Source organism: Pseudomonas sp. NA-150 (assembly GCF_044336365.1).
Classification (GTDB): Bacteria; Pseudomonadota; Gammaproteobacteria; order Pseudomonadales; family Pseudomonadaceae; genus Aquipseudomonas.
On record NZ_CP172305.1, the window covers coordinates 6771390 to 6796633 of the forward strand.

Below are 25244 nucleotides of genomic sequence, written 5' to 3' on the forward strand. Positions count from 1 at the left end.
TTATATACTTAAGGGACGCGTCTAGCCCGCCCCTTTCGCCCGGATGCCCGATTCTTCAGGCCTCTGGCTTGTTCTCCAACTTTAGTAGCGGCTCCTGGAAACGCAGCAAACGACCCGCATTGGCGAGGACCAGCAGGGTGCTGAGGTTGTGCAACAGCGCCGCTATCATTGCCCCTGCTGCCCCGAGAAACCCGAAAGCCGCCATTGCAACGATTGCCAGGGTCCAGCCCAGACCAATGATCACATTGACCTGCAACGTCTGTCGGCATTGGCGGCTCAAGCGGACGCAGGTGCCCAGACGACGCAGGTCACTGCCGATCAGCACGATGTCAGCCGAAGCCAGGGCGATATCCGCACCGCCCGCCCCCATCGCTACACCCACCACACCGGCCTTGAGCGCAAGCGAGTCGTTGATCCCGTCACCCACCACCATCGGCCGGAAACCACTGCCAATCTCGCCCATCACCCGGTTGAGTTTATCTTCAGGCAAGGCCTGGGCTTCGATATCGCTGATGCCCACTTCGCGCCCCAGGCTGTCCGCCACGCTTTGGCGGTCACCGGTCAGCAACAACTGACGGCCCATGCCCAGCTCTCGCAGTTCGGCGAGGGCCTGACGTGCTTCGGGCTTCAAACTGTCGGCCAACAACAGCCAGGCAAGGAACTCACCGTCCACCGCCAACCCGGCAATCGGACCATCGTGGTTCGGGACCGGAGAGGTATCAATGCCCAGTTGTTCGAACAATTCCGGACGGCCCAGCGCCGCCACACCGTGCTCGGTATTGGCGACCACACCCAGCCCCTGACGCTCGTGAATGTCGGTCAGGACCAGCAACTGATCCTTCGCCACCAGACCGGCCAGTGCCCGGCTGACCGGGTGACTGCTGGCCGAACCCAGGCTGGCAGCCAAGGGCAGCACGTTGCCCTGCTGGGTCGACACCGCCTCAACCGACTGCAAGCGCAGCGTGCCGTAGGTCAGCGTCCCGGTTTTATCCACCACCAGCGACGTGAGGTCCGCCAGCTCTTCAAGGAACGCCGAACTGCGAATCAAAATCCCGTGGCGCGCGGCGACTGCGATCCCGGCAATTGCGGTCGCCGGTGCCGACAACACCAGCGCACAGGGGCAGGCCGCCACCAGCACCGCCAGCATCGCCTGAGCGTTGTTGGTGATAAACGAGGTCACCGCCGCGATCAACAGCACCAACACCATGTAGCTACCGGCGTAGCGCTCCAGAAGTCGCGTAATCGGTGGTTTCGAGCGCTCCGCGTTTTGCATCAGCGCGATCACTTTGCCCAGCGTGGACTCATTGCCAATGCGCGTCACTTCAATGCGCAGCAAACCATCGAGGTTGATCGCCCCGCCGAACACTTCCATACCGATCTGCGCTTCCAGCGGCACCGACTCACCGGTGATCGGCGCAGTATCGAGACTGGCTTGTCCTGATCGGACCACGCCGTCTGCCGGTACGCGGTCGCCAGCGCGCACTTCCACCAGATCACCCGCCACCAGCGTCGAGTTATCCACCTCGCGCACGGTGCCGTCAGCATCGATTAGCCGCGCGTGGCTGCGGGTCAAACGCCCGAGCGCGCCAATCGCCTCCTGAGAACCGATGACACTGCGCTCCTCCAGCACGTGGCCAAAAATCATGATGATCGGCAGCAACGCCGCGGTCATCAAATCGCCCGTAGCCCAGGCGCCAAGCATCGCCAGCGCGATCAATTGATCGGTGATGCCGTGCAGGCTTGGGTAACGCAGGCTGTACCAGCCGGCACTGACCACCGGAATCGCTACCAGCAACGAGGCAAAGCCCAGCAATAACTGGCTGACGCCGGTTTGTTCCGGTGCGAAAAATCGCCAGACCAACCCCAGTGCCAACAGCCCGAGGGCCAGCATCGCCAAGGTCAATTGGCGGGCAGCGCTGCGCTGTTCGGAGCCGGTCAGCATGCTCGCCGAGGTGTCATCGGGCGCGGGCTCGGCGTGAGCTGCGTGGGTACTCATTTGTCTGCTCCCTGAATGATCAGGTGGGAATCGTCACGAGGATCGACCGTGGTAACAGAACTGGCCTGTCCAAGAATTTTCGGTACGCGTTCGCGGTAGATGCGCAACAACAGACCTGGGTCGCTCTTGTCGACGATCGACTGCGTCAGGCTGGTGACGGTCGCGGTGTCGGCCTGGGCCTTGGCCAAGCGTTCCGAGGCCTGGGCATGAGCAACCTGCAAGCTTCGATCGGATTGTTGGGTCGCCGTCTGATTGGTTTTTTCCGCCTCGGTGCGGGCATTGGCTACGGCTTGATCCGCTTGCTGACTTGCCGTCAGAACTGCGTTGAACGCAGCCACCGCAGACGCCGGCAGGCTCGATTGCACGTCGACCCGCGCCACTTCGATGCCGATCCCGACACCCGTGGCGGCCAGTTCAGCCAGGCGTTGATTAATCCCCCGCACCAGATCGCCGCGCAGACGCTCCCGACGCTCAGCCGCCTTGCTGTCGGGGCTGACCAGCTCAGGGCGCGCCACCAGAATCGTGTCCAGGTCCCGCGCCGCGGTTAGCGCCACTGCACTGCGGTTTACCAGACGATCCAGCGCAGGCAGTACGTGTTCGCCTTGCAGGATGTAGGCATAGGGGTCGGTGACCTTGAAGTACACCGTCACATCCAGCTGTACGACGCCGGCATCACCGGTCAACAGAAAACCGGAACCGGCCAGCGCATCGCTCATCGGTGTCGCGAAGCTCGCCACCCGATCACCGTCCAGTGCCGCCTTGGAGCGCAGCAGGGTTTCGACCCGACGCTCTATCACTCGATCCGCCGAGGGCAAGAGTGCCACCTGCTCGAACGGCTGCGGCCACGCGGTGAGCAGCCCGGCGTTCTGGATACGTTCCAAGGCACCGAAACGCAGGACCACGGCGCGATTCTGTGGATCGATCTGGCGCACGTTGGACAGTCCCCAACCAAGGGCCGCCAGCAGCGTTACTGCGTACAAACCGAGAAACGCCAGACGACTCGCCTGCAACCACGGGCTGCTGACAGCAGGTCGTTGAGGGGCGACTTCACTCATGGCTGCGATCCGCTTTTGCCGTCCAGCGTCGGCGGACCGTCCACCAGCACTCGGAACGGCGCGGCGTCGGTGCGCAGAATCAACTTGGAGCCCGGTGTAACCACGGTGCCAAGCGTATCCAGTGAGCGCAGCAGGTTATACAGCTGAGGCGATCCAGCGTAGGCCTTGCCATAGATTTGCGCAGCTTCGACGCGGGACTGCGCCTCGATATCGGCCGCTTTCACCGTGGCATCGGCCTCGGTGATACGCGCATCACGTTCGGCCGCCGAACGAATTTGCGCGGCTTCGCGCTTGCCGACCGCCGTGCGTTCGGTGGCGATGGTTTCCCGCTCCGCGCGCATGCGGTCGACGGTGGCGTTCAAGGTTACCGAGGGTAATGTCAGACGCTCGACACCCACCTGCAAGACGCGTACGCCATAGGTGGTGAGCAATTGCTGATCGATCTGTTGCCGCAACTGGTTTTCAAAGTCAACGATGCGCACCTGGCTGGCATCGGTGTTGATCAGGCTCGACAGGTCGAAACTGGCCGCTGTGGTTTCCAGCGCCGAGCCGACAAAGGTGCGAATCTGTCGCGCGGCTTCATCGGGCTGGTTCTGCACCGCACGCATGAAGCGCTGCACATTGTCAGGGTCGCCCTGTACCTGCCACGCCACATAGGCTTGCACGATGATGCGCAGGCCATCTCGGGTGCCGACGTCCTGCAGGCCGCTGGACGTGGTGCGCAGACGCAGGTCCACCGGAATGGTCGCCTCGAACGGTGCCGGCCAGCGCCAGCTCAAGCCTGGGTCCAGCAATACGCGGGACGGATTACCAAACCGGGTAATCACGGTCGCTTCGCCTGAGCGCACTTGCACCAGACTGGCGGCGGCCGCGGCAAACAGAATCAACACCGCAGCCAATGCCAATCGCCGCCATGGGAAGCCCACAGGGCCAGACGCTTCACCGTGATGATGGTGACCGTGGTGTTGATGCCCGGAGTGACCATGGTCGTGGCCAGAGTGATCGTGATGATCGTGGTTATGAAACAGACTCAAGGGACGACTCCTTAATGAACGGCTTTACTCGGCGCCGTTGGGTCTGCCGGTAACGTGAAGGTGCGCAAATCGATGGTCGGTGCGCTTTCGCCGCCCAGTCGATGATCAAGAATCAGCAGCTTGGCGTGGGCCAGCCCTTGGCTCAATTGAGTCAGGTATTGCTCCAGCAAGAAGGCTTTCCCGGCGTGCTCATAGGCCTGGCGCTCGGCGCTGAAACGCAAGTCCGCGCCTTGCGCCGTAGCCATGACTTCACGCGCACCCGCGGTCGCTTGATCTTTCGCCACACTGGCGTTGAGCTGCGCCAGGTTGGTCTGCTCGCTCGCCGCACCGCGTTCTCGGGAGATCAATGCCTGAGCACTGATTTGCGCCGCCTGCACGGCGTGATAAGCATTAGCGGCACCGGCCGGCGGGTGAATCGACTCGACCACGGTGGCGAGGATTTCCACGCCGCTGTCGAGCTTCTTCAGGTCGGCTTGCACGGCCTCCCCAATATCCGCCGCCAATGCAGCACGCTGTTCGCCCAGCAGTTCATCGAGGGTCCGTGTGGCAAAGTCATGCACCAGAATCCGGCTCGCCGTACTGCGAATCAGCGTCGGCACGTCAGCACTGTTATAGGTCGCGGCCATCGCCGCCTGATCGCTCAGACCAATGCGATAAACGAAACGCACGTCCATATTGATGATCTGGAAGCTTTGCTTGTCGCCCGCGCTGCTGGCGATCACCTGGGATTTGTCGTTGATATGGGTCGCATCCCACAAACGGTTGGCGCTAGCCGGCGACGGGCCTTCGGCGGGCTCGCGAACCTGCTCGATTGCAGTGGAGTCGGAAACGCTGGTCGCCAGTTCATGCACTACGCCATTTTCCACCGCCCGTACCTGGCCGAACGGCCATGGCAGCCCGCCATGCAAACCGGGACCAAACACTTCCACCGGTTTGCCGAAACGCTCGTAGATGCCCCGACCTTCCATTGGAATCTCATGCACACCGCTGAGCACCCAGCCGAGACCCGCCACCACGGCCAACACGGGCAGAAAGGCCCGGCGCATGTAAGTAAACGCCCAGATTTGGCGCAGATCGATGCCGAAGCGGTTGTGCAGTTCGTTCTGCAACGCCAACAAAGGTTGCGGCGGCCAGCGCAGCAGGCCGGCGACAAAGCTGCTGGCCAACAGACGCGGTTCAATGCGTTCGTTACGGGGGCTGAACAGGGACGCCACGGCACGCAGAAACATCTCCAGCGCCACCAGCCCTGGTAATACGCCTATCAGCACCGCCAGTCTGGCCGGCCACACTCGATCCGGGGTCGAAAAGAACAGGCACAGGGCGCTGAGCAACAGACAGGCGATTACCACGCGAGTCAATTGTGCCAACTGGGAGGCTTCAGGCCATTCGGCCGTCAGTTCGTGAGTGAGTTGCCGCTCCAGTACTAAAAGCCCGAACGCCAGAATCAGCGTTATCGCCCCCGCGACAGTGCCGGTCGCCCCCAGATTCGAACCGCCGAGGTTCAGATTCCATACCAACCCGATGGCAATCATCGACAGCAATGCCCAACCGCCGAGCCATAGGGTCGGGAACCCCATTTGCGACAGCATCGCGAAACCGCGATTACCGATGCGGCTCATCAAACGGTCATACCAGTCGGGTGGCTCTTCGTCGGCGTCGTCTGTCTTGAGTACCGCCGGCGCATCCACCACCGCTTCGACCGGTTGCAGTGCGCCCAGGGTTCGCGCACGCCAACGGGCTACCCAATAGGCTGACTGCAACCCGGCAGCCAGCAGCCAAAGAGCAGCGATGTTGTTGACCAGCACGGCTGGCCATAAGGTAGTGGACGAAAACAGCATGACAAACAGCGCCACGACGAATCCGACCACCCCCAAACCGCCCAGCCCATACGCCAGCCGTAACAATCGACGGGCATGGAACGCGGCTCTTTGAAAGCGTGGCAAACCCTCTAAACCAGCACTTTCACCATCCAGATCAACCCTCATCGAAACCCCTGACCTTGCTCAATCGTGAAGACTCACAGCCCATCGAAAGCCCCTTGAATCGCTCTGACCGAAACCCGGTGGGTCGGGCCGAAAAATCGTTATGATATAACAGAAGAAGTGAAATTGTGGTTGAGATATTTCCAACACACACGCTCACACAGGATTTTGCGCCTAACCGTCGAGGGCGCGGATAAATTTGCTCACCGATTGCGCTGTCAGCGCCGCGCGGTTCGAACAGCGTGTGGCGACGTAGTGATGATAATGCCGTTATCATTTTCGGTTTATTAATTGATACACCCTACAATATAAAAAGAATATTCCTACAATCAATAACTTGAATCTTGCCCCTCTCTACTTTAAACCCTTCGCTTTAGTTACAAATTTGTCACTCACCCGACTTGCTGCCCGCTCAGCAAATGCTTAGTATCGCCAACTTCCTCGTACACCTATGGCCTTTACAGTTTAGATTGTGCGTATTGCCAACACGCTCATCCGAGTAAACCCACCATGAACAAACATTGGGACTTTCGCCTTCCCGCGAATGCTGCAGAAGCCGGGAGTACAAGTTGTCTGACGATAAATCAGTGCGGTTCGATGCTCGGCTTGAGCAATCTGCTTGATTTGGTTAGCCACGAAATCAGTCAGGAACATGGAAAACATATTCACCGTCTTACCTTCAAAAGCGGGCAAACGTTATATATCAAATCCGACACTCGTTCGGTCACGATAAGAGGCCCTCGTATCAACTTCGACTCCGACCCTCGTTATCCTTTCTCCACTTTCTTGCGCGATCCAGCTATCAACTAACATCGCTCGACATCACTTTTTTGCTGCACGATACACCTTGCATGCCTTTGCGAAGTCTCGCTGACCTTAGCTGAACGGCACCTGAAAATGTCTCTCCTGCGTTGCCATCCAGGCTTGACCCCAAGGCGTCTTCCCGCTCATATTACGATCATAATTTAATCATTACGACCTCCGGGTGCTTTCCCTCAGGCCGTCTACGCTTCCCCCCACTGTCGATTCTTAATCTGGGAGAACCCACATGAGTAGCTACGACGTTGTCATCATTGGTGGCGGTCCTGGCGGTTATAACGCTGCGATCCGTGCCGGTCAGTTGGGCTTGAAAGTGGCGTGTGTCGAGGGGCGCGAGACGCTGGGCGGGACCTGTCTGAATGTCGGCTGCATGCCCTCCAAGGCGCTTCTGCATGCTTCGGAGCTGTACGAAGCGGCGGTCGGCGCCGAATTCAAGAACCTCGGGATCGAGGTCACGCCGACGCTGAACCTCGCGCAGATGATGAAACAGAAAGATGAAAGCGTATCCGCGCTGACCAAGGGCATTGAGTTTCTGTTTCGCAAGAACAAGGCTGACTGGATCAAGGGTTGGGGGCGTATTGCCGGGCCGGGAAAGGTCGTCGTCACTGACAGCCAGGGTACTGAAACCGAGCTGCTGACCAAGGACATCATCATCGCCACCGGTTCCGAGCCAATGCCGCTTCCGGGCGTCGAGGTCGACAACAAACGCATTCTCGACTCCACCGGCGCGCTGTCACTGCCTGAAGTACCCAAGCATCTGGTGGTCATCGGTGCCGGGGTGATTGGTCTGGAACTGGGTTCGGTATGGCGTCGGCTAGGCAGCCAGGTAACCGTGGTGGAATATCTGGATCGGATCTGTCCCGGCACGGACCTGGAAGCCGGAAAAACCCTGCAACGCTCACTGAGCAAACAAGGGATCGCCTTCAAACTCAGTTCCAAAGTAACAGCAGCGACCGCTTCAGAAACCGGCGTTCAGCTCAGTGTCGAACCCGCTGCGGGGGGCGCGGTAGAACTGATCGACGCGGACTACGTGTTGGTCAGCATTGGCCGTCGGCCTTATACCAAAGGCCTTGGGCTGGAGAGCGTCGGCCTCGAAACCGACAAGCGCGGCATGCTGGAGAACAAACACCACCGGACCCCGGTGCAGGGGATTTGGGTGATTGGTGACGTCACGTCCGGGCCGATGCTGGCGCACAAGGCCGAGGACGAAGCCATCGCGTGTCTAGAGCAAATCGTCGGCAAAGCGGGCGAGGTCAATTACAACTTGATCCCCAACGTTATCTACACCCGACCGGAACTGGCCAGCGTCGGCAAGACCGAAGAGCAGCTGAAAAGTGAAGGCCGCGCCTATAAGGCCGGCAAGTTTCCGTTCACCGCCAACAGCCGCGCCAAGATCAACCACGAGACCGAGGGCTTCGTGAAGGTCCTGGCAGACGAGCGCACCGACGAGATCCTCGGCGTGCATATGGTCGGCCCAAGCGTCAGTGAAATGATCGCCGAGTACTGCGTGGCCATGGAGTTTTCCGCCTCGGCGGAGGACATTGCCCTGACCTGCCACCCGCACCCAACCCGCTCCGAAGCCCTGCGTCAGGCCGCGATGAACGTCGACGGCAAGGCGATGCAAGCCTGACTCGCTACCGCTGCCACTCAGTCGGGCAAGTGATTGAGTGGCAGCGGGCTTTGCGCCTTGACCGTCTGAATCGCGAAATTGCTGCGGATATCACTCACGCCCGGCAGCTTTAACAGCGTCCCGGTGAGAAAACGCTCATAGCCGCGCAAGTCCGGCACCACCACGTGGAGCAGAAAATCCGACTCGCCGGAAACCAAAAACGCTGAAATCACCTCCGGCAGCGCCGATACAGCCTGACGGAAAGTCTCGGCTTCCTTTTCATGGTGACGCTCAACTTTGATCCCCACGAACACAGTGAGCCCCAGCCCCACTTCGTCAGGATCGAGGCTGGCCTGATAACCCCGAATTACCCCTGCCTGCTCCAGATTGCGCACCCGGCGCAGGCAGGGGGATGCCGACAGGCCGATCTCGTCCGCCAACTGCACATTGGTCAGACGACCGTCGCGCTGCAAGGCAGCCAAAATACGGCGGTCGTAGGCATCTAGTTTTATTTTTGGCATAACGAACCTTTCATAGACGAACAAATGGCAGAGCATGCCAATTCTAGGCCTTTATAGGGTCAAACACGCAAGCACCCACCCTGCCCTTCAGGCTTAGACTTTTCTTCCCCGCTCACTCGAATCGAGTACCCACGATGGAAGACATAGGGTTGTACCTGCTCGCCTTGGCGATGATTTTCCTGATGCCTGGCGCCGACATGATTCTCTTGCTGCAAACCGGCGCACGTCAGGGTCGAGGCGCCGCGCTGGCAACGGCGTTGGGCCTGGCCATTGCTCGAGGTTGCCACGTGGCCCTGGCTGCGATGGGCCTTGCAACGCTATTCAAAGTCGCACCCTGGACGTTCGATGTGGTGCGTATTGCGGGCGCGGCGTATTTGCTGTGGATGGGCGTGCACATGCTAATGCCGGGGTCGCTGACCTCGTTGAACACCCCAGGCAGCACGCCTCAGGCAACCTCTTGGCGAGCATCGATTCAACGTGGATTGCTGACTAACCTGCTCAATCCCAAGGCGTTGCTGTTCTGCTCGGTGCTGTTGCCACAATTCGTCAACCCGCACGCGGGGCCGGTAACGACGCAGTTTGCGCTGCTCGGCGTGGTATTGGTGGCGGTGGGATTGGTATTCGACAGTGGCTACGCCATGGCCGGGGCTTGGGTAGGACGCTGGCTGGAACGCAGCCCGGCCGCGCAGCGCGTGCAGCAGTGGCTGTTTGGTGGGTTGTTGATTGGTTTTGCGGTGCGCTTGGCGTTTATGCAACAAACCTGAACCGCGTCGCGTTGACCTCAACCTCAATCTGTAGGAGCTGCCGAAGGCTGCGATAAGGTCGGAACGGCCTTCGCGATATCAATTGATCGCAGCCCTTCGGCAGCTCCTACAGTAGATTTGTCCCTGCCGCAGAACCCCTGTCGGAGCAGGCTTGCCTGCGACGGCGGCCCACATGACACCGCGCATAAAGCCATCATTCTCAGATAATATTAATTTTTTTGCCCGTTTCGCGAACCGGTAACCGACTTTGTTATCTAGTTCAGGGTAGTTACGTGCGCCTGAGGCTGGATCGGTGCATTTCCCACGCGTATGTGCAGGGCGGCACAGAATTATCTGAGAGGCATCATCTTTATGAATCGCAGGAATCTTCTGAAAGCATCGCTCGCGCTGGCGGCCTACACCGGCCTGCCAGCAACCGGACTGTTCGCCGCGAGGGCCTTGGCCGCCACGGCAGATGGCGAGATAGAGCATTTTGACTTCGATGCCCTGCAAGCCAACGCCAAAGACCTGGCCAGCAAGCCTTTCGCCGACACCAACCAGATACTGCCGCCAACGCTGGCGAACATGACCCCGCAACAATTCAATGCGATCCAGTACGACCCGCAACACTCGCTGTGGGGCGATATCAAAGGGCAGCTGGATGTGCAGTTCTTCCACGTCGGCATGGGTTTCAAGCAACCCGTGCGCATGTACAGCGTCGATCCCAAGACCAAAGAGTCACGCGAAGTGCACTTTCGCCCGCAGTTGTTCAACTACGAAAGCAGCGGTGTGGATAAGTCGCAGCTCAAGGGCGACCTGGGCTTCGCTGGCTTCAAACTGTTCAAGGCGCCAGAAATCGCCACCCACGACATCTTGTCATTCCTCGGCGCCAGTTACTTCCGCTCCGTGGACAGCACGGGCCAGTACGGACTTTCTGCGCGCGGCCTGGCCATCGACACCTATGCCAAGCGGCGGGAAGAGTTCCCCAACTTCACCAAGTTCTGGTTCGAAACGCCGACCAAGGACAACACCCGCTTCGTCGTCTATGCCCTGCTGGACTCACCGAGCGCGACCGGCGCCTATCGCTTCGACATTGATTGCCAGGCGGACCAAGTGGTGATGGCTGTCGATGCGCACATCAATGCGCGTGTCGATATCGAACAACTGGGCGTCGCCGCGATGACCAGTATGTTCAGCTGTGGCACCGACGAGCGCAGAATGTGCGACACGATTCATCCACAAATCCACGACTCCGACCGCCTGGCCATGTGGCGCGGCAACGGCGAGTGGATCTGCCGTCCGCTGAACAACCCGGCCACGCTACAGTTCAACGCCTTTGCCGACAACAACCCCAAAGGCTTCGGGCTGGTGCAAACCGATCACGATTTCGCCAGCTATCAGGACACCGTGGACTGGTACAACCAGCGCCCGAGCCTGTGGGTCGAGCCGACCACTGAGTGGGGTGAGGGCTCCATCGATTTGCTGGAGATTCCTACCACGGGTGAAACCCTGGACAACATCGTCGCCTTTTGGACCCCGAAAACCCCGGTCACCGCCGGCATGTCGCTGAACTTCGGTTACAAGTTGTACTGGAGTGCCTTGCCACCGGTCGGCACCCCATTGGCTCGGGTTCACGCGACACGTTCCGGCATGGGCGGATTCCTTGAGGGCTGGGCGCCGGGCGAACATTACCCGGAAGTCTGGGCACGCCGCTTTGCTGTCGACTTCATTGGTGGCGGTCTGGATCGACTGCCGCCTGGTACCGCCATCGAGCCTGTGGTCACGGTCTCTGCCGGAGAAGTGAAAGACTTCAACGTGTTGATCATCCCGGACATCAAGGGCTATCGCGTGACCTTCGATTGGTACCCGAAAACCGATTCCACCGAGCCTGTGGAAATCCGCTTGTTCATCCGGACCCAAGACCGCACCCTGAGCGAAACCTGGCTCTACCAGTATTTCCCGCCAGCGGCTGACAAACGCCACTATCCCTAAGCACTCTGGCGCGGGGCTGGCGCTGGAAAAGCGTCAGCCCATTTACAGATCTGTAAGACTTTCGAGCCATAGTCAGGGTCTGTCGGCGCTTTATTCCACTACTTAGAAATTACGTCAATTTTTCATCGCTTATAATTATCAATAAGTTATCGGGCTCGATACTTAGAAACCCCTCTTATCAGCAAAAAATTGACGAATTAGTTTGACAGCGCTCGCAAGTGACGCTGATATACGGTTAATCGCTTGGCAACAACGCCGCTAACCTTGCTTGAACCCCATCAGTGGTTGTTCAACAGGCGGTAGCTTTGTCGAATATTTCACATCCTGCCTACAACTCATGCTTCATCACCCTGAATCTCCTGTAGGAGCTGCCGAAGGCTGCGAATGCCTCAGAACGTTCAGCGCGTTTTAGGGCAAATCGCAGCTTTCGGCAGCTCCTACAGGGGCCTCGAAAGCATTTCAGAGGCTTATCACATGATGTCGAACGCCTCCGCTCACTCCACTGAAAAGCCGTCGATCATGTCCTTCGACAAATCGACGCTGATTGTTTGGGTTGCGATCAGCCTGATCGTCACCGAAACCTTGGCGGGCGCTTTGCGTTTCTACTTCGACAAAGCCGGTATTTCAGCGCTGTTGTACTTGCCTAAAGTCGGCTGCCTGGTGCTGTTTGCCGTGGAGTTGCTGACCATCAAAGCCAGTCGCACGGTCTGGGTCGGCTTTTTACTGCTGCTGATTTCGGCGGCGCTGGCCATGCTCCACGGCGCCAGCCCGAGCAATGTTGCGTTCAGTTTGTTCGTGTTCAGCCCGATGTTTTTCGGCCTGGTCTGCAGTGATCACCTGCTGTATCGCAAGCGCCTGCTGTGTTGGGTCATCGGTCTGTGTTTGATGCTGTCGATCATCGGCCTGTTGCTCGACAAGTACATCGCGGTTCCCTGGAAAGGTTACAGCTACACCGTGGGCAACACCGAGTTAGTGGGCAACACCGCCTGGGCCGATGACGAGAACGACCGAATCGCCGGATTTACCCGGGTGTCCAACGTGCTGTCGATCCTGATTGCGATCTACACCCTGTACCTGTTGATGTTCATCCGGTCGAAAGTTCTGTTTTGCGCACTCTGCGTCGTGGGCTTCTACAGCATCGTCCTGACCACCAGCAAAGCGCCCGCCGCCGCCTTCGCGATTACCCTGGCATTACTGACCCTCACCCGATTGCGCTGGACCAGCGCGATAACGTTTGCTGGCGTGGTGGTGATCGGGATGGCGCTACCGATCATCAGCCTGCTGCATGACTTCGACGCTAACAGCATCACCAGCGGCGATCCCTCGCTGGCTTCTCTATACGATCGGTTGGTCAACACCTGGCCGCACCTGGTGACCTACATGCACAACCAAAGCTGGAGCTTGACCGGCGCGGGCTTTGGCATGTTTGGCAGCGCTCAGGTGTTGTTTCCTGTGCCGGGCGCCGGTTTGCTTTCGGGCTCAGACAGCAGTGCAATGTACTTGTGGTGTTCGTTCGGAGTGATCGGCATCGCCCTGTACCTGCTGCAAATACCGCTGCTCTTTCTGCTGCGCGACCGCACCTCCCACATGGATCTAGCGTTGCTGTCGATCAGCGTGTGCATCTGCCTGATCAGCTGGACCACCGACATGTTCGAGGTGGCCATCTCCAACCTGTTCATGGGCTTGTCCATTGGCCATGTGATCTGCAGCTCGACCAATACCATCGCCGCCACTAACCCGACACAGGATGTGGGTCAACTCTCCGGGCTGTCAGAACGACAAGAGTGAGTCGAGATGTCATTAAAAAGCGTTATTTGTGCCCCTGTTCTGATCCTTGCCTTGTGCACCGTTGTCTATGCCAAAGAGCCCTTCATTGTCGGCGTTGGCACGCACCTGATGAACTTCGAAACGTCGCCCAATCGCGGTTTGCAAATGGTGTCCGAGGCGGGCATCACCGCCGTCAAGGACGATGCGTTTTGGTCTACCGCAGAGCCGGAGCGCAATCAATTGCGCATCGTCCCGCAATGGCGGACCTACCTGAATACGGCGCAAAGCAAGAACCTCAGCACCCTGACAATCCTCGATTACAGCACCAACTTTCATGGCAATCTCAAGCCGCGCAACCCGGACGTCAAAGCCGCGTACCTCAAATACGTCGATTACGTCACGCGCCAGTTGGCGGGCAAGACTACCTTCTGGGAAATCTGGAACGAATGGGATCTGGAAGGCCCGAGTGACCCCAAGCTCTCGGCCGACTACGCCACCCTGGTCAGAGAAGCTGCGCCACTGATTCGCAAAAACGACCCCAACGCCAAGATCCTGGCTGGCTCGGTCACCCCCGAAGGCATGAACGAAGGGTTTGCCGATCGCTTGATCAATGCGGGCATCCTCGACCAGATTGACGGCCTGTCGATTCACCCCTATGTGCACTGCGCCGGCATGGGCCATGACACGCCAGAAGGCTGGCTGATCTGGGTACGCGATTACATTCACCATGTAAATGAAAAAGCCGGTAAGCAAATTCCGATTTACCTGACTGAAATCAGTTGGCCAAGCCATCAAGGCAATTGCGGCAACAGTCCGGAAACAGTCGCGTCCTACATGGCCCGCACCTTTTTCCTCGCCCGTACGCTGCCGGGGGTGAAAGGCATGTGGTGGTACGACCTGGTCAACGATGGCCTGGACCCACACGAGCAAGAGCACAACTTCGGGCTGCTTGAACACGACATGGCACCCAAGCCTGGCTACAACGTACTTAAGGCTATCAGCCCGTTCGTGCGTGATTACACCTACGATCCCGGCCCCAGCACCATGATGAATGACGTTTATCTGCTGTATTTCAACAAGGGCGATGAGCACATTGTTGTGGGATGGGCGGCTGGCCGGTCACAGGACAAAAGTGTCTTCAGCAAGGCCTCGCTCAGCGGCAAACTGCAATGGGTCGACACCGCCCAACCGACCAAGGGTCTGACCACCAGTGACACGCTCTGGAATTGCAGTGGAGACCAATGCTCCGCGTCGATCACCCTGACCAGCTTCCCCAAGATCATCAGCCTGAACGCCCCACCAGCGGTGGCCAAACGCTGAGCCGTGCGCAGACCCGCGGCTCGCATTCGGAATAGAAACGTCATGGACTTTCGAAAAGACATCAACGGATTACGCGCCATTGCGGTGATTGCCGTGATGCTGTTCCATTTCAATCCAGCCTGGCTGCCTGGAGGGTACGCGGGCGTCGATATATTTTTTGTGATCTCCGGCTACCTGATCACCGGAATAATCTTTCGTGGTTTGCAGAAAAAAACCTTTAGCCTGATCGCCTTCTACACATCTCGCGCGCGCCGCATTATTCCTGCGCTGGCGGCCATGTGCTTCGTCCTGCTGCTGTTCGGCTGGTTCTACTTGCTGCCCCTCGAATACAAAGAGTTAGGCAAGCACATCGCCGGTAGCCTCGGTTTTATCTCCAACTTTGTGTATTGGTCCGAAGCCGGTTACTTCACTGCCGGTGCCCACGAAAAATGGCTGCTGCACACCTGGTCACTCTCGGTAGAGTGGCAGTTCTACATGATCTACCCCATTGTGCTGTTGCTGCTCAGCAAGCTGATCGCGCTGCGGATCTTGCGTTGGCTGGTACTCGCCGGTTGCGTGCTGGGCTTTGGCTTCTGCATTTACGCCTCTTTCCACTTTCCGGAACCGGCGTTCTATCTGCTGCCGGCGCGCGCCTGGGAGTTGTTGATGGGCGGCGTAGCCTGCCTGTTTCCGATCAGGCTCAAAGCGGCACAACAACAGTTGCTGGAAGCCGTCGGCATCGCCCTGATGGTGCTGAGCTTCTTCGTGCTCTCGGAAAAAGACGTCTGGCCCGGCTACCTGGCCTTGATGCCAGTCATGGGCACCTTTTGGGTGGTGGTTGCTACGCGTCAGAATTCGCTGCTGACAAACAACCCGTTCTCACAGTGGACCGGCAAATTGTCCTACTCGCTATACCTGTGGCACTGGCCGGTGGTGGTGTTCATGAGCTACGCCGGCTACTTCAATGGCAGCCGCAACGCGCTGCTCGGGATGGTGGTTTCCTTCGCTCTGGCGCAAGTGTCCTATGCGCTGATTGAGAAAAGCCCGGAGCAAAAGAGCCAGCGGCGCTGGAAGTTCGCCACCGTCAGCGGACTCATTGTCGCGGTCTTTGCCAGCGCGGCTGCGGTCAACGCGACTGAAGGCGCGGTCTCGTCATTGCGCGGTATCAGCATCTCGGACAAAGCCCGCTTCGTGAAGGACTACGCCGATCGGCAAAACAATCTGTACGAAACCTACTGGCTGAAGTGCGATGCGTTCTCTGCGATCACCGAACGCGGCCAATCCGGCATCGACCCGTCCTGCACCCACAAACAAGGCGAAGGCGGCGTGTTCCTGTGGGGCGATTCCCACGCCCAGGCACTGTCCCTTGGTCTGCGAACCTTACTGCCCAAGGAAACGCCCTTTTACCAGGTCGCTTCGGCCGGCTGTAAACCAAGCCTGACCGACGACCCAGGCTTTAAAACACCTCCGCGCATGGCCTGTAACTACTCCAACAAAACCGCGCTGGAAGGTATTCAGGCCGTGCGTCCTGACGTCGTGGTCATCGCGCAGAAAGACGAGCACGACAAAACCCACTGGGACGAGATTGCCGCGCGCCTGAAGAGCTACGGGGTCAAAAACGTGGTGCTGATGGGTCCGCTCCCGCAATGGAATCCGTCGCTGCCCAGCGTCATTGCCAACCGCCACTGGGGCGCCACCGACTCCCACATCACCGACGCCGCTCTCGACCAACGCGTCATGACCACCGACCGGGTAATCCAGGCCTCCATCGATCACAACGCCGTGGACTTCGTCTCGCTCATCGACAAACTCTGCGTCGCCGACTCCTGCCTGGTCCGCCTGCAAGGCGAAAATTCACTGCTGCAAATCGACTCCGGCCACCTTAGCGAAAAAGGCTCGATCTACATCGTGAAGAACTACGTGATGCCCGAGATCGACAAGCTGAATTGAGGCCGGTCACTTGTCCAGCCCATTGCGCTGATGATGCCGCGCCCACTTCTGCAAACTTGAACGACTGCCCATTGAACACTGCACACACCAGCGCCCACTTCGCTTGATCGAGGCAAACGACGCCCACCAGCTGTGACCAAACCCGCAAGCCCACTGCATGTCTCCGGGCGCCTCGACATACTCCGTTGATACACACTCCCCACCGTAATAACGCGCATGTTGCTGGGCCGCTGCGAGGTCCAGTACCACCGTCTTGCGCGCCTCCAGACACGACCGGCACCAACTCCCCCGCAACACCGCCGCTGCCAGCGCCTCCCACTCATGCCCGGCTTTGCAGCGAAACCGATGCATCGTGCTATACCCGGCATACTCTTCCGTCAGACACACCCCTTCGCGCCGCGCGCACACCTCTTGCAATCGCTCCATCCCGCGCTTCAATCGCGGTGCCGCACTGCATTTGCGACACCAGCTACCGCGCAACACTGATGTCCCCAATGCTTCAAATGCATGCCCTTGGACACAGACAAAACTGAAGCGATCACTCATCGATCCGAACGCCTCCGTCAGACAGCGCCCCCCTCGTCGCCAGGCAGACACCTGCAAACGCTGCAACCCCCTGGAGCGCAACACCTCCAAATCCAGATGCTTGCGCCCACACTCAGGACACGCAGCTGACACCAACGCCGGCGTCCCGCGCCGCTCCCACATATGGCCATACGAACAGCGGAAACGATGAGCGCTCCGACACCCTAACCAGCGCTCCTCCACCAGTTCCACCCCTGCCGCCTTCGCTGCCGCCCTAAGACGTTCAGTGAACCTGTCCAATACGCATTCGCTGCATGGGTTATCCAGTTGACGAAGCTGCACCGGCGACTTAAGCACCACATGCCCCCTCGAACATACAAAACGGTACGGCGTGTACTGATTCACCCAGACTGTATCCAGACAGCCAAAGCGCAAACGCATGGCCGTCGCCCGCATCTTCTTCGAGCGGTCGAGAATGGGATGTTTATTAGATGAAAATGTAGTGGTCATGCATCGCCCGCAATATCTGCGCCTCTAGATAAAAAAGATGTCGAGAAGTCAATCAGTGAGTGAGGGCGGAGTATTAGGGGCAGTGAAGACGAAGAAAACCGGATGGGTCCGTTTGATCTGTAGGAAAAAGGCTATATGGACGAGATGCTTGAATCATTACGTCGCGGAGTTCGGTGTTCCACGTGGAACACACCACTTGATCTCTCTCGATCAAGGGTCTGCGCCTGCGGCTGGTGAATCTAATCATCCGAGCTTAAAACGCAGAAAGCCCCTGAATGAGGGGCTTTATGCGTTTGTGATTCAGTTATCCACCTGTGGATAAGTTATTCCACCGTCACCGATTTCGCGAGGTTCCGCGGCTGGTCAACGTCCGTACCCTTGAGCACGGCCACGTAGTAGGACAACAACTGCAGCGGCAAGGTGTAGAGGATCGGCGCCAACGTGTCATGAATGTGCGGCATCGAGATGACGTGGGTGCCCTCGCCATTGACCATGCCCGCGTTTTCGTCTGCGAAGACGATCAGTTGGCCACCGCGTGCGCGAACTTCCTGCAGGTTGGATTTAAGCTTTTCCAGCAGTTCATTGTTTGGCGCGACGGTCACCACCGGCATGTCGTTATCCACAAGCGCGAGTGGGCCGTGCTTGAGTTCGCCGGCGGGGTAGGCTTCGGCGTGGATATAAGAAATCTCTTTGAGTTTCAACGAGCCTTCCATCGCCACGGGATATTGCGCGCCACGACCCAGGAACAACGTGTGGTGTTTCTCGGCGAACAGTTCGGCGACTTTTTCCACGATGCTGTCCATGGCCAGCGCTTCACCCAAGCGGACTGGCAAGCGACGTAATTCTTCAACCAGTTCGGCTTCGACGCCTTCTGCCAGGCTGCCTTTGACTTGGCCGAGGGACAGCGTGAGCAGTAACAAGGCCACCAGTTGGGTGGTGAACGCCTTGGTGGATGCGACGCCAATTTCAGGCCCGGCCTGGGTCAGCAGGGTCAGGTCGGACTCACGCACCAGGGAGCTGATGCTGACGTTGCAGATAGCCAGGCTGGCGAGGAAACCCAGCTCTTTGGCGTTGCGCAACGCCGCCAAGGTGTCGGCGGTTTCGCCCGACTGTGAGATCGATACGAACAAGGTGTCAGGATGCACCACGACTTTGCGGTAGCGGTATTCACTGGCGACTTCCACCTGGCACGGAATCCCGGCGAGCTCTTCCAACCAGTAGCGTGCCACCATGCCGGCATGGAAACTGGTGCCGCAGGCGACGATTTGCACGTTGCGCACCTTGGCAAACAGTTCTGCCGCCTTCGGGCCAAACGCCTGGACCAACACTTGGTTCTGGCCGAGACGACCTTCCAGGGTACGTTGCACGACCTTAGGCTGCTCGTGGATTTCCTTGAGCATGAAGTGACGGAACTTACCCTTGTCGGCAGCTTCCGCGCCTTCGTGGTACTGCACCGCTTCACGCTCTACCGGCAAACCGTCCACGTCCCATATCTGCACGCTTTCACGACGGATCTCGGCGATGTCGCCTTCTTCCAGGTACATGAAGCGGTCGGTAACCTGACGCAGAGCCATTTGATCGGAGGCCAGGAAATTTTCACCCAGGCCCAGACCGATGACCAACGGGCTGCCACTACGAGCAGCCAACAGTCGATCCGGTTGCTTGGCACTGATCACCGCCAGACCATAGGCACCGTGCAGTTCCTTGACCGCGGCCTTGAGCGCAACTGTCAGGTCACCACTGTCCTTAAACTTGTGGTGCAGCAGGTGGACGATGACTTCAGTGTCAGTGTCGGAGGTGAAAACGTAGCCCAGACCTTTGAGACGGATACGCAACTCTTCGTGGTTTTCAATGATGCCGTTGTGCACCACCGCCAGTTCGTCTGCGGAGAAGTGCGGGTGGGCATTGCGCTCGCAGGGTGCACCGTGGGTGGCCCAACGGGTGTGGGCGATGCCCAGGCGGCCCATCAGAGGTTCGCCAGCCAGCGCTTGATCCAGTTCAGCGACCTTGCCTGGACGACGGCACCGTTCCAGTTTGCCCCCGTTGGTGAAAATAGCCACGCCCGCACTGTCATACCCACGGTATTCCAGGCGCTTCAGGCCTTCGATCAAGATAGCGGTGATATTGCGCTCAGCAACCGCGCCAACGATTCCACACATGGTTTTCTCCTAGCAAACAGCGGCGCAAATCAGGGTTATGCCGCGGGCTTGAATCTGCTCGCGAGCCGCAATGGGCAGGCGATCATCGGTGATAAGGGTATGGATCCTGCTCCAGGGCAGTTCCAGGTTGGGAATCTTGCGACCTACTTTATCGGCCTCGACCATGACCACGACTTCACGCGCCACTTCAGCCATGACCTGGCTCAAGCCTAAAAGCTCGTTGAAGGTGGTGGTGCCACGCTCCAGATCAATACCGTCGGCGCCAATGAACAACTGGTCGAAGTCATACGAGCGCAACACCTGTTCGGCGACGCGGCCTTGAAACGATTCGGAGTGGGGGTCCCACGTACCGCCAGTCATCAATAACACTGGCTCGTGTTCAAGTTCGCTCAACGCTGATGCTACGTGCAGCGAGTTGGTCATCACGACCAATCCGGGCTGACGGCCCAGTTGCGGGATCAGCGCCGCGGTGGTGCTGCCACAATCGACAATGATACGAGCATGTTCGCTGATCCGGGAGACAGCCGCACGCGCAATGGCTTGCTTGTACTTCGAGGCTGGCTGACCGTTATCGCCGATCAGCTCCGGAGGAATGGTCACTGCACCGCCGTAACGACGCAATAACAAGCCTTCGGCCTCCAGTGCAGCGAGATCCTTGCGAATAGTGACTTCCGAGGTCTCAAAGCGCTTTGCCATTTCATCGACACTGACGTCGCCCTGCTCTGAGAGCAAGGCAAGGATGTTATGGCGACGTTGTGGTGTATTGCGTTTCGACATGATGGCTTTAAGTTTCGGTTCGAAAGATATCGAAGGCAATAAAAACCTATCGGAAGTATTTCGTCAAGTGTCAAAAGCATTGTGGATAACTTTGGACGCGATATTTTGCCCAGCGCTTGCTGAATGGAGCATGTCGGAAAACGGGTTTACGACGCTTGTCCCGTAGCAGTCCGGCTTGCCGCTGATAGCGATCTCAAGGACGCTGCGCTGGCAAGCCTGACTGCTACAGAGGTGGTTGAATGGCCTGTGGATAACTTCAGTCTTTTTTAATCTTTACTGGACGCTTCCAGTTTTCGATGTTGCGCTGACGCGCACGGCCGACAGCCAGTTGATCGGGTCCAACGTTCTGGGTGATGGTCGAGCCCGCAGCAGTCGAGGCGCCGGAAGAGATATCCACAGGCGCAACGAGGGAGTTGTTGGAACCAATGAATACATCCTCACCCAGTACTGTTCGGTGTTTATTCACACCGTCGTAGTTGCAGGTGATGGTCCCGGCGCCAATATTGGTCCGGGCTCCGACATCAGCATCACCCAAATAGGTCAGATGACCGACTTTGGCACCCTCACCCAGGCGAGCATTCTTCACTTCTACAAAGTTACCCACATGCGCACGCGCTTCCAGCACGCTGCCCGGACGCAGCCGCGCGAAAGGACCGGCATCGCTGCCCTCGCCCAGAATTGCGCCGTCAATATGGCTGTTGGCCTTGATCACCGAGCCTTTGCGCAGGGTACTGTTCTTGATCACACAGTTCGGACCAATGACTACGTCATCCTCGATCACCACGCGACCTTCGAGAATCACGTTGATATCGATCATCACGTCGCGGCCTACAGTCACCTCGCCGCGCACATCGAACCGCGCGGGATCACGCAGCGTCACGCCTGCAGCCATCAAGCGGCGAGCCTCGCGTTGCTGATAATGACGCTCCAGCTCTGCAAGCTGCTTGCGGTCGTTGGCGCCCTGAACTTCCATGGCATCCAGCGGCTGTTCGGTAGCGACCACCAGGCCATCATTCACAGCCATGGCGATCACATCGGTCAGGTAGTACTCGCCTTGGGCATTATTGTTTGAAAGCCGCCCCAACCACTCAGCAAGACGCTTGGCAGGCACAGCAAGAATGCCGGTATTACCTTCGGTAATAGCTTTTTGCGCCTCAGTTGCGTCCTTGTGCTCGACGATGGCACTGACCCGGTTCTGCTGGTCACGCACGATGCGGCCGTAACCGGTGGGGTCGGTAAGGTTGACTGTCAGCAGACCCAGTTGCTCCGGGCTGACGATTTTCAGCAGACGCTGGAGGGTTTCGACTTCAATCAGCGGTACGTCGCCGTAGAGAATCAATACCGTGTCAGCCGTCAACTCAGGCAACGCCTGCGCTACCGCATGGCCCGTGCCCAGTTGTTTGTCCTGCAAAACGAAATTCAGATCATCCGCCGCCAGACGATCGCGCACGATATCGGCGCCATGACCAATCACCACATGAATGCCCTGTGGACTAAGTTGCCGGGCACTGTGGATAACATGACCGAGCATGGAGTTTCCCGCCACTGGATGGAGAACCTTCGGCAATGCGGATCGCATGCGGGTGCCTTGACCGGCGGCGAGGATAACGATATCGAGGGACATGACTGGCTACCATTCCTGGGTGGTCAGCGACTGTGACCAGGGGATTCTGGGAAAAGAAAAGCAAAAAAGAAAAAGGGTAGCCGAGGCTACCCTTTTACTCAATCGCTCAGAAAGCAGACGGGGTTAGCCGCCGAATTTCTTGCGAATTTGCTGGACGGTGCGCAGCTGAGCTGTCGCTTCGGCCAGACGTGCAGCAGCAGAGCCGTAATCGAAATCTGCGCCTCGATCATGCAGCGCCTTCTCAGCAGCCTTGACGGCATTCTGAGCAGAGGCTTCATCCAGGTCGGCAGCACGTTGCACGGTGTCGGCAAGAACCTTGACCATGTTCGGCTGAACCTCGAGGAAACCACCCGAGATGTAATACACCTCGACTTCCCCGCCCTGCTTGATAATGCGGATCGGACCCGGCTTGAGATCAGTGAGCAGCGGCGCGTGCCCTGGAGCGATACCAATATCACCCAAGTTCCCGTGCGCAACCACCATCTCGACCAGACCGGAGAAGATTTCCCCTTCCGCGCTGACGATATCGCAATGGACTGTCATAGCCATTTGCTTGCCTCAACCTGATTAGCGCCCGTTGCCGGGCACCGGGATTACAGTTTTTTGGCTTTCTCGATCGCTTCTTCGATGCCGCCGACCATGTAGAACGCTTGTTCTGGCAGGTGGTCGTAGTCACCGTTGAGGATGCCTTTGAAGCCAGCAATGGTGTCTTTCAGGGAAACGTATTTACCCGAAGCACCAGTGAAGACTTCAGCCACGAAGAACGGCTGCGACAAGAAGCGCTGGATCTTACGAGCACGGGATACCAACTGCTTGTCGGCTTCCGACAGCTCGTCCATACCCAGGATCGCGATGATGTCCTTCAGTTCTTTGTAACGCTGCAGAACGTACTGAACGCCGCGAGCGGTGTCGTAGTGTTCCTGGCCGATCACGTTCGGGTCCAGCTGGCGCGAAGTCGAGTCCAGTGGATCGACCGCTGGGTAGATACCCAGGGAGGCGATGTCACGGGACAGAACGACAGTGGCGTCCAAGTGGGCGAAGGTGGTCGCTGGCGACGGGTCGGTCAAGTCGTCCGCTGGTACGTATACCGCCTGGATCGAGGTGATCGAGCCTTCCTTGGTCGAAGTGATGCGCTCTTGCAGCACGCCCATCTCTTCAGCCAGAGTCGGCTGGTAACCTACTGCGGAAGGCATACGGCCCAGCAGTGCGGATACTTCAGTACCGGCCAAGGTGTAACGGTAAATGTTGTCAACGAACAACAGAACGTCGTTACCTTCGTCACGGAACTTCTCGGCCATGGTCAGGCCAGTCAGTGCCACGCGCAGACGGTTACCCGGCGGCTCGTTCATCTGACCGTAAACCAGTGCCACTTTGTCCAGAACGTTGGAGTCCTTCATCTCGTGGTAGAAGTCGTTACCCTCACGAGTACGCTCACCCACACCGGCGAACACGGAATAACCGCTGTGCTCGATGGCGATGTTACGGATCAGTTCCATCATGTTTACGGTTTTGCCTACACCGGCACCACCGAACAGACCGACTTTACCGCCTTTGGCAAACGGGCAAACCAGGTCGATAACCTTGATGCCGGTTTCCAGCAGGTCGTTGCCGCCTGCCTGTTCAGCGAACGACGGTGCTGGACGGTGAATGCCCCAACGCTCGTCGGTGTCGATCGGACCAGCTTCGTCGATTGGATTACCCAGGACGTCCATGATCCGGCCCAGGGTCGCTTTACCGACCGGTACGGAGATGGCTGCGCCAGAGTCGGAGACTTCCAGACCGCGCTTCAAGCCCTCGGTGGAACCCATCGCAATGGTACGAACCACGCCGTCGCCCAGCTGCTGCTGAACTTCCAGGGTGGTGCCAGCATCGCTGATCACTTTCAAAGCGTTGTAGATGCTCGGTACGCTGTCGCGTGGGAATTCCACGTCGATAACGGCGCCGATGATTTGAACGATACGTCCGCTACTCATAGCAGGATCCTCTGAATATTTGAGCCGTTAAACCGCGGCAGCGCCGCCGACGATTTCCGAGATCTCTTGGGTGATCGCAGACTGACGCGCCTTGTTGTAGATCAACTGCAAATCGCTGATCAAGTCACCGGCGTTGTCAGTAGCGTTCTTCATTGCGATCATCCGCGCGGCTTGTTCAGCTGCGTTGTTCTCGACCACCGCCTGGTAAACCTGCGACTCCACGTAGCGCACCATCAAGCCGTCAAGCAGCTCTTTGGCGTCTGGTTCGTAGAGGTAGTCCCAGTGGTGCTTGAGCTTCTGATCCGGGGTTGCCACCAGCGGAACCAATTGCTCCACCGTTGGCTTTTGCGTCATGGTGTTGATGAACTTGTTGGACACCACGGACAGGCGATCAATACGGCCATCCAGGTAGGCATCCAGCATCACCTTGACGCTGCCGATCAAATCATTGATCGACGGCTCTTCGCCCAAGTGGCTGATCGCAGCGACGACGTTACCGCCGAAGTTGCGGAAAAAGGCCGCACCTTTGCTGCCGATCACGCACAGATCGATCTCTACGCCGTTTTCACGGTTTACCGCCATGTCCTTGACCAAAGCCTTGAACAGGTTGGTATTCAAGCCGCCGCACAGACCACGGTCACTGCTCACAACCACATAACCGGCACGCTTTACTGGGCGATCGATCATGAATGGGTGGCGGTATTCCGGGTTGGCGTTGGCCAGATGACCAATCACCTGACGGATGCGCTCCGCGTAAGGACGGCTAGCAGCCATGCGCATTTGAGCCCTGCGCATTTTGCTGACCGCCACTTTTTCCATGGCGCTGGTGATCTTTTGCGTGCTTTTGATGCTCGCAATCTTACTGCGAATCTCTTTTGCGCCTGCCATGTAACACCTATCAGGTTAGCA

At 58.3% G+C, this 25244-nt stretch carries 18 protein-coding genes; 6 read left to right on the forward strand and 12 right to left on the reverse strand.

What is annotated here, in order from left to right; all coding sequences use genetic code 11:
• Window positions 1-55 precede the first annotated feature (55 nt).
• From ACF0H7_RS31520 to hflK (ACF0H7_RS31535), 4 genes are read right to left on the reverse strand one after another with little or no spacing between them, the layout of a single operon-like run.
• Window positions 56-1942 (reverse strand): cation-translocating P-type ATPase, encoded by a 1887-nt coding sequence (locus ACF0H7_RS31520; protein ID WP_397454092.1) that lies wholly within the window; start codon window positions 1940-1942, stop codon window positions 56-58.
• A 50-nt stretch (window positions 1943-1992) separates the two neighbouring features.
• A complete protein-coding gene (gene hflK / locus ACF0H7_RS31525; RefSeq protein WP_397450679.1) occupies window positions 1993-3051 on the reverse strand; it encodes a protease modulator HflK in 1059 nt (352 codons plus the stop codon).
• Window positions 3048-4085 (reverse strand): protease modulator HflC, encoded by a 1038-nt coding sequence (hflC, locus tag ACF0H7_RS31530; RefSeq protein ID WP_397450680.1) that lies wholly within the window; start codon window positions 4083-4085, stop codon window positions 3048-3050. Before hflC ends, hflK (ACF0H7_RS31525) begins: the two co-directional genes overlap by 4 nt.
• Window positions 4086-4096: 11 nt before the next feature.
• Window positions 4097-6070, reverse strand: coding sequence for a protease modulator HflK (hflK, locus tag ACF0H7_RS31535; RefSeq protein WP_397450681.1), 1974 nt, complete (start codon window positions 6068-6070; stop codon window positions 4097-4099).
• A gap of 1045 nt (window positions 6071-7115) precedes the next feature.
• On the opposite strand from hflK (ACF0H7_RS31535), the gene lpdA reads away from it, so the two are divergent.
• A complete protein-coding gene (lpdA, locus tag ACF0H7_RS31540) occupies window positions 7116-8516 on the forward strand; it encodes a dihydrolipoyl dehydrogenase (protein ID WP_397450682.1) in 1401 nt (466 codons plus the stop codon).
• A gap of 17 nt (window positions 8517-8533) precedes the next feature.
• Here lpdA and ACF0H7_RS31545 read toward each other — a convergent pair whose 3' ends face one another.
• Complete coding sequence (locus ACF0H7_RS31545; protein WP_397454093.1) at window positions 8534-9007, reverse strand: Lrp/AsnC family transcriptional regulator; 474 nt, start codon at window positions 9005-9007, stop codon at window positions 8534-8536.
• A gap of 143 nt (window positions 9008-9150) precedes the next feature.
• Between ACF0H7_RS31545 and ACF0H7_RS31550 the strand changes: the two genes are divergently transcribed.
• From ACF0H7_RS31550 to ACF0H7_RS31570, 5 genes are all read left to right on the forward strand, one after another.
• Complete coding sequence (locus ACF0H7_RS31550; protein WP_397450683.1) at window positions 9151-9780, forward strand: LysE family translocator; 630 nt, start codon at window positions 9151-9153, stop codon at window positions 9778-9780.
• A gap of 351 nt (window positions 9781-10131) precedes the next feature.
• Window positions 10132-11751 (forward strand): glucan biosynthesis protein D, encoded by a 1620-nt coding sequence (locus ACF0H7_RS31555; protein WP_397450684.1) that lies wholly within the window; start codon window positions 10132-10134, stop codon window positions 11749-11751.
• A gap of 477 nt (window positions 11752-12228) precedes the next feature.
• Window positions 12229-13539: a hypothetical protein gene (locus ACF0H7_RS31560; RefSeq protein WP_397454094.1), complete on the forward strand. Its 1311-nt coding sequence runs from the start codon at window positions 12229-12231 to the stop codon at window positions 13537-13539.
• A gap of 6 nt (window positions 13540-13545) precedes the next feature.
• On the forward strand, window positions 13546-14838 hold the full coding sequence (locus tag ACF0H7_RS31565; protein ID WP_397450685.1) for a hypothetical protein: 1293 nt from the start codon (window positions 13546-13548) through the stop codon (window positions 14836-14838).
• 42 nt (window positions 14839-14880) lie between these two features.
• Entirely contained in the window at window positions 14881-16767 is a 1887-nt protein-coding gene (locus ACF0H7_RS31570) for an acyltransferase family protein (RefSeq protein WP_397450686.1), read from the forward strand.
• A 6-nt stretch (window positions 16768-16773) separates the two neighbouring features.
• Here the strand turns inward: ACF0H7_RS31570 and ACF0H7_RS31575 are convergent, their stop codons facing one another.
• From ACF0H7_RS31575 to atpG, 7 genes are all read right to left on the reverse strand, one after another.
• Window positions 16774-17193 (reverse strand): hypothetical protein, encoded by a 420-nt coding sequence (locus ACF0H7_RS31575; RefSeq protein WP_397450687.1) that lies wholly within the window; start codon window positions 17191-17193, stop codon window positions 16774-16776.
• A gap of 932 nt (window positions 17194-18125) precedes the next feature.
• A complete protein-coding gene (glmS, locus tag ACF0H7_RS31580; protein ID WP_397450688.1) occupies window positions 18126-19961 on the reverse strand; it encodes a glutamine--fructose-6-phosphate transaminase (isomerizing) in 1836 nt (611 codons plus the stop codon).
• A gap of 9 nt (window positions 19962-19970) precedes the next feature.
• Entirely contained in the window at window positions 19971-20741 is a 771-nt protein-coding gene (locus tag ACF0H7_RS31585) for a DeoR/GlpR family DNA-binding transcription regulator (RefSeq protein ID WP_397454096.1), read from the reverse strand.
• A gap of 253 nt (window positions 20742-20994) precedes the next feature.
• The gene (gene glmU / locus ACF0H7_RS31590; protein WP_397450689.1) at window positions 20995-22362 is read right to left on the reverse strand and encodes a bifunctional UDP-N-acetylglucosamine diphosphorylase/glucosamine-1-phosphate N-acetyltransferase GlmU; all 1368 of its coding nucleotides are present in this window, start codon (window positions 22360-22362) and stop codon (window positions 20995-20997) included.
• Window positions 22363-22485: 123 nt separating this feature from the next.
• On the reverse strand, window positions 22486-22911 hold the full coding sequence (locus ACF0H7_RS31595; RefSeq protein ID WP_397450690.1) for a F0F1 ATP synthase subunit epsilon: 426 nt from the start codon (window positions 22909-22911) through the stop codon (window positions 22486-22488).
• A gap of 44 nt (window positions 22912-22955) precedes the next feature.
• Window positions 22956-24335, reverse strand: coding sequence for a F0F1 ATP synthase subunit beta (gene atpD, locus ACF0H7_RS31600; protein ID WP_397450691.1), 1380 nt, complete (start codon window positions 24333-24335; stop codon window positions 22956-22958).
• A gap of 27 nt (window positions 24336-24362) precedes the next feature.
• Window positions 24363-25223, reverse strand: coding sequence for a F0F1 ATP synthase subunit gamma (gene atpG, locus ACF0H7_RS31605; protein ID WP_397450692.1), 861 nt, complete (start codon window positions 25221-25223; stop codon window positions 24363-24365).
• Between the last annotated feature and the right edge of the window lie 21 nt (window positions 25224-25244).

Coding starts and splice junctions, on each gene's coding strand:
- ACF0H7_RS31520 (WP_397454092.1), bottom strand. CDS start 1,942: ATGCTGACCGGCTCCGAACAGCGCAGCGCTGCCCGCCAATTGACCTTG.
- hflK (WP_397450679.1), bottom strand. CDS start 3,051: ATGAGTGAAGTCGCCCCTCAACGACCTGCTGTCAGCAGCCCGTGGTTG.
- hflK (WP_397450681.1), bottom strand. CDS start 6,070: ATGAGGGTTGATCTGGATGGTGAAAGTGCTGGTTTAGAGGGTTTGCCA.
- lpdA (WP_397450682.1), top strand. CDS start 7,116: ATGAGTAGCTACGACGTTGTCATCATTGGTGGCGGTCCTGGCGGTTAT.
- ACF0H7_RS31550 (WP_397450683.1), top strand. CDS start 9,151: ATGGAAGACATAGGGTTGTACCTGCTCGCCTTGGCGATGATTTTCCTG.
- ACF0H7_RS31555 (WP_397450684.1), top strand. CDS start 10,132: ATGAATCGCAGGAATCTTCTGAAAGCATCGCTCGCGCTGGCGGCCTAC.
- ACF0H7_RS31560 (WP_397454094.1), top strand. CDS start 12,229: ATGTCGAACGCCTCCGCTCACTCCACTGAAAAGCCGTCGATCATGTCC.
- ACF0H7_RS31565 (WP_397450685.1), top strand. CDS start 13,546: ATGTCATTAAAAAGCGTTATTTGTGCCCCTGTTCTGATCCTTGCCTTG.
- ACF0H7_RS31570 (WP_397450686.1), top strand. CDS start 14,881: ATGGACTTTCGAAAAGACATCAACGGATTACGCGCCATTGCGGTGATT.
- ACF0H7_RS31575 (WP_397450687.1), bottom strand. CDS start 17,193: ATGGAGCGATTGCAAGAGGTGTGCGCGCGGCGCGAAGGGGTGTGTCTG.
- glmS (WP_397450688.1), bottom strand. CDS start 19,961: ATGTGTGGAATCGTTGGCGCGGTTGCTGAGCGCAATATCACCGCTATC.
- glmU (WP_397450689.1), bottom strand. CDS start 22,362: ATGTCCCTCGATATCGTTATCCTCGCCGCCGGTCAAGGCACCCGCATG.
- ACF0H7_RS31595 (WP_397450690.1), bottom strand. CDS start 22,911: ATGGCTATGACAGTCCATTGCGATATCGTCAGCGCGGAAGGGGAAATC.
- atpD (WP_397450691.1), bottom strand. CDS start 24,335: ATGAGTAGCGGACGTATCGTTCAAATCATCGGCGCCGTTATCGACGTG.
- atpG (WP_397450692.1), bottom strand. CDS start 25,223: ATGGCAGGCGCAAAAGAGATTCGCAGTAAGATTGCGAGCATCAAAAGC.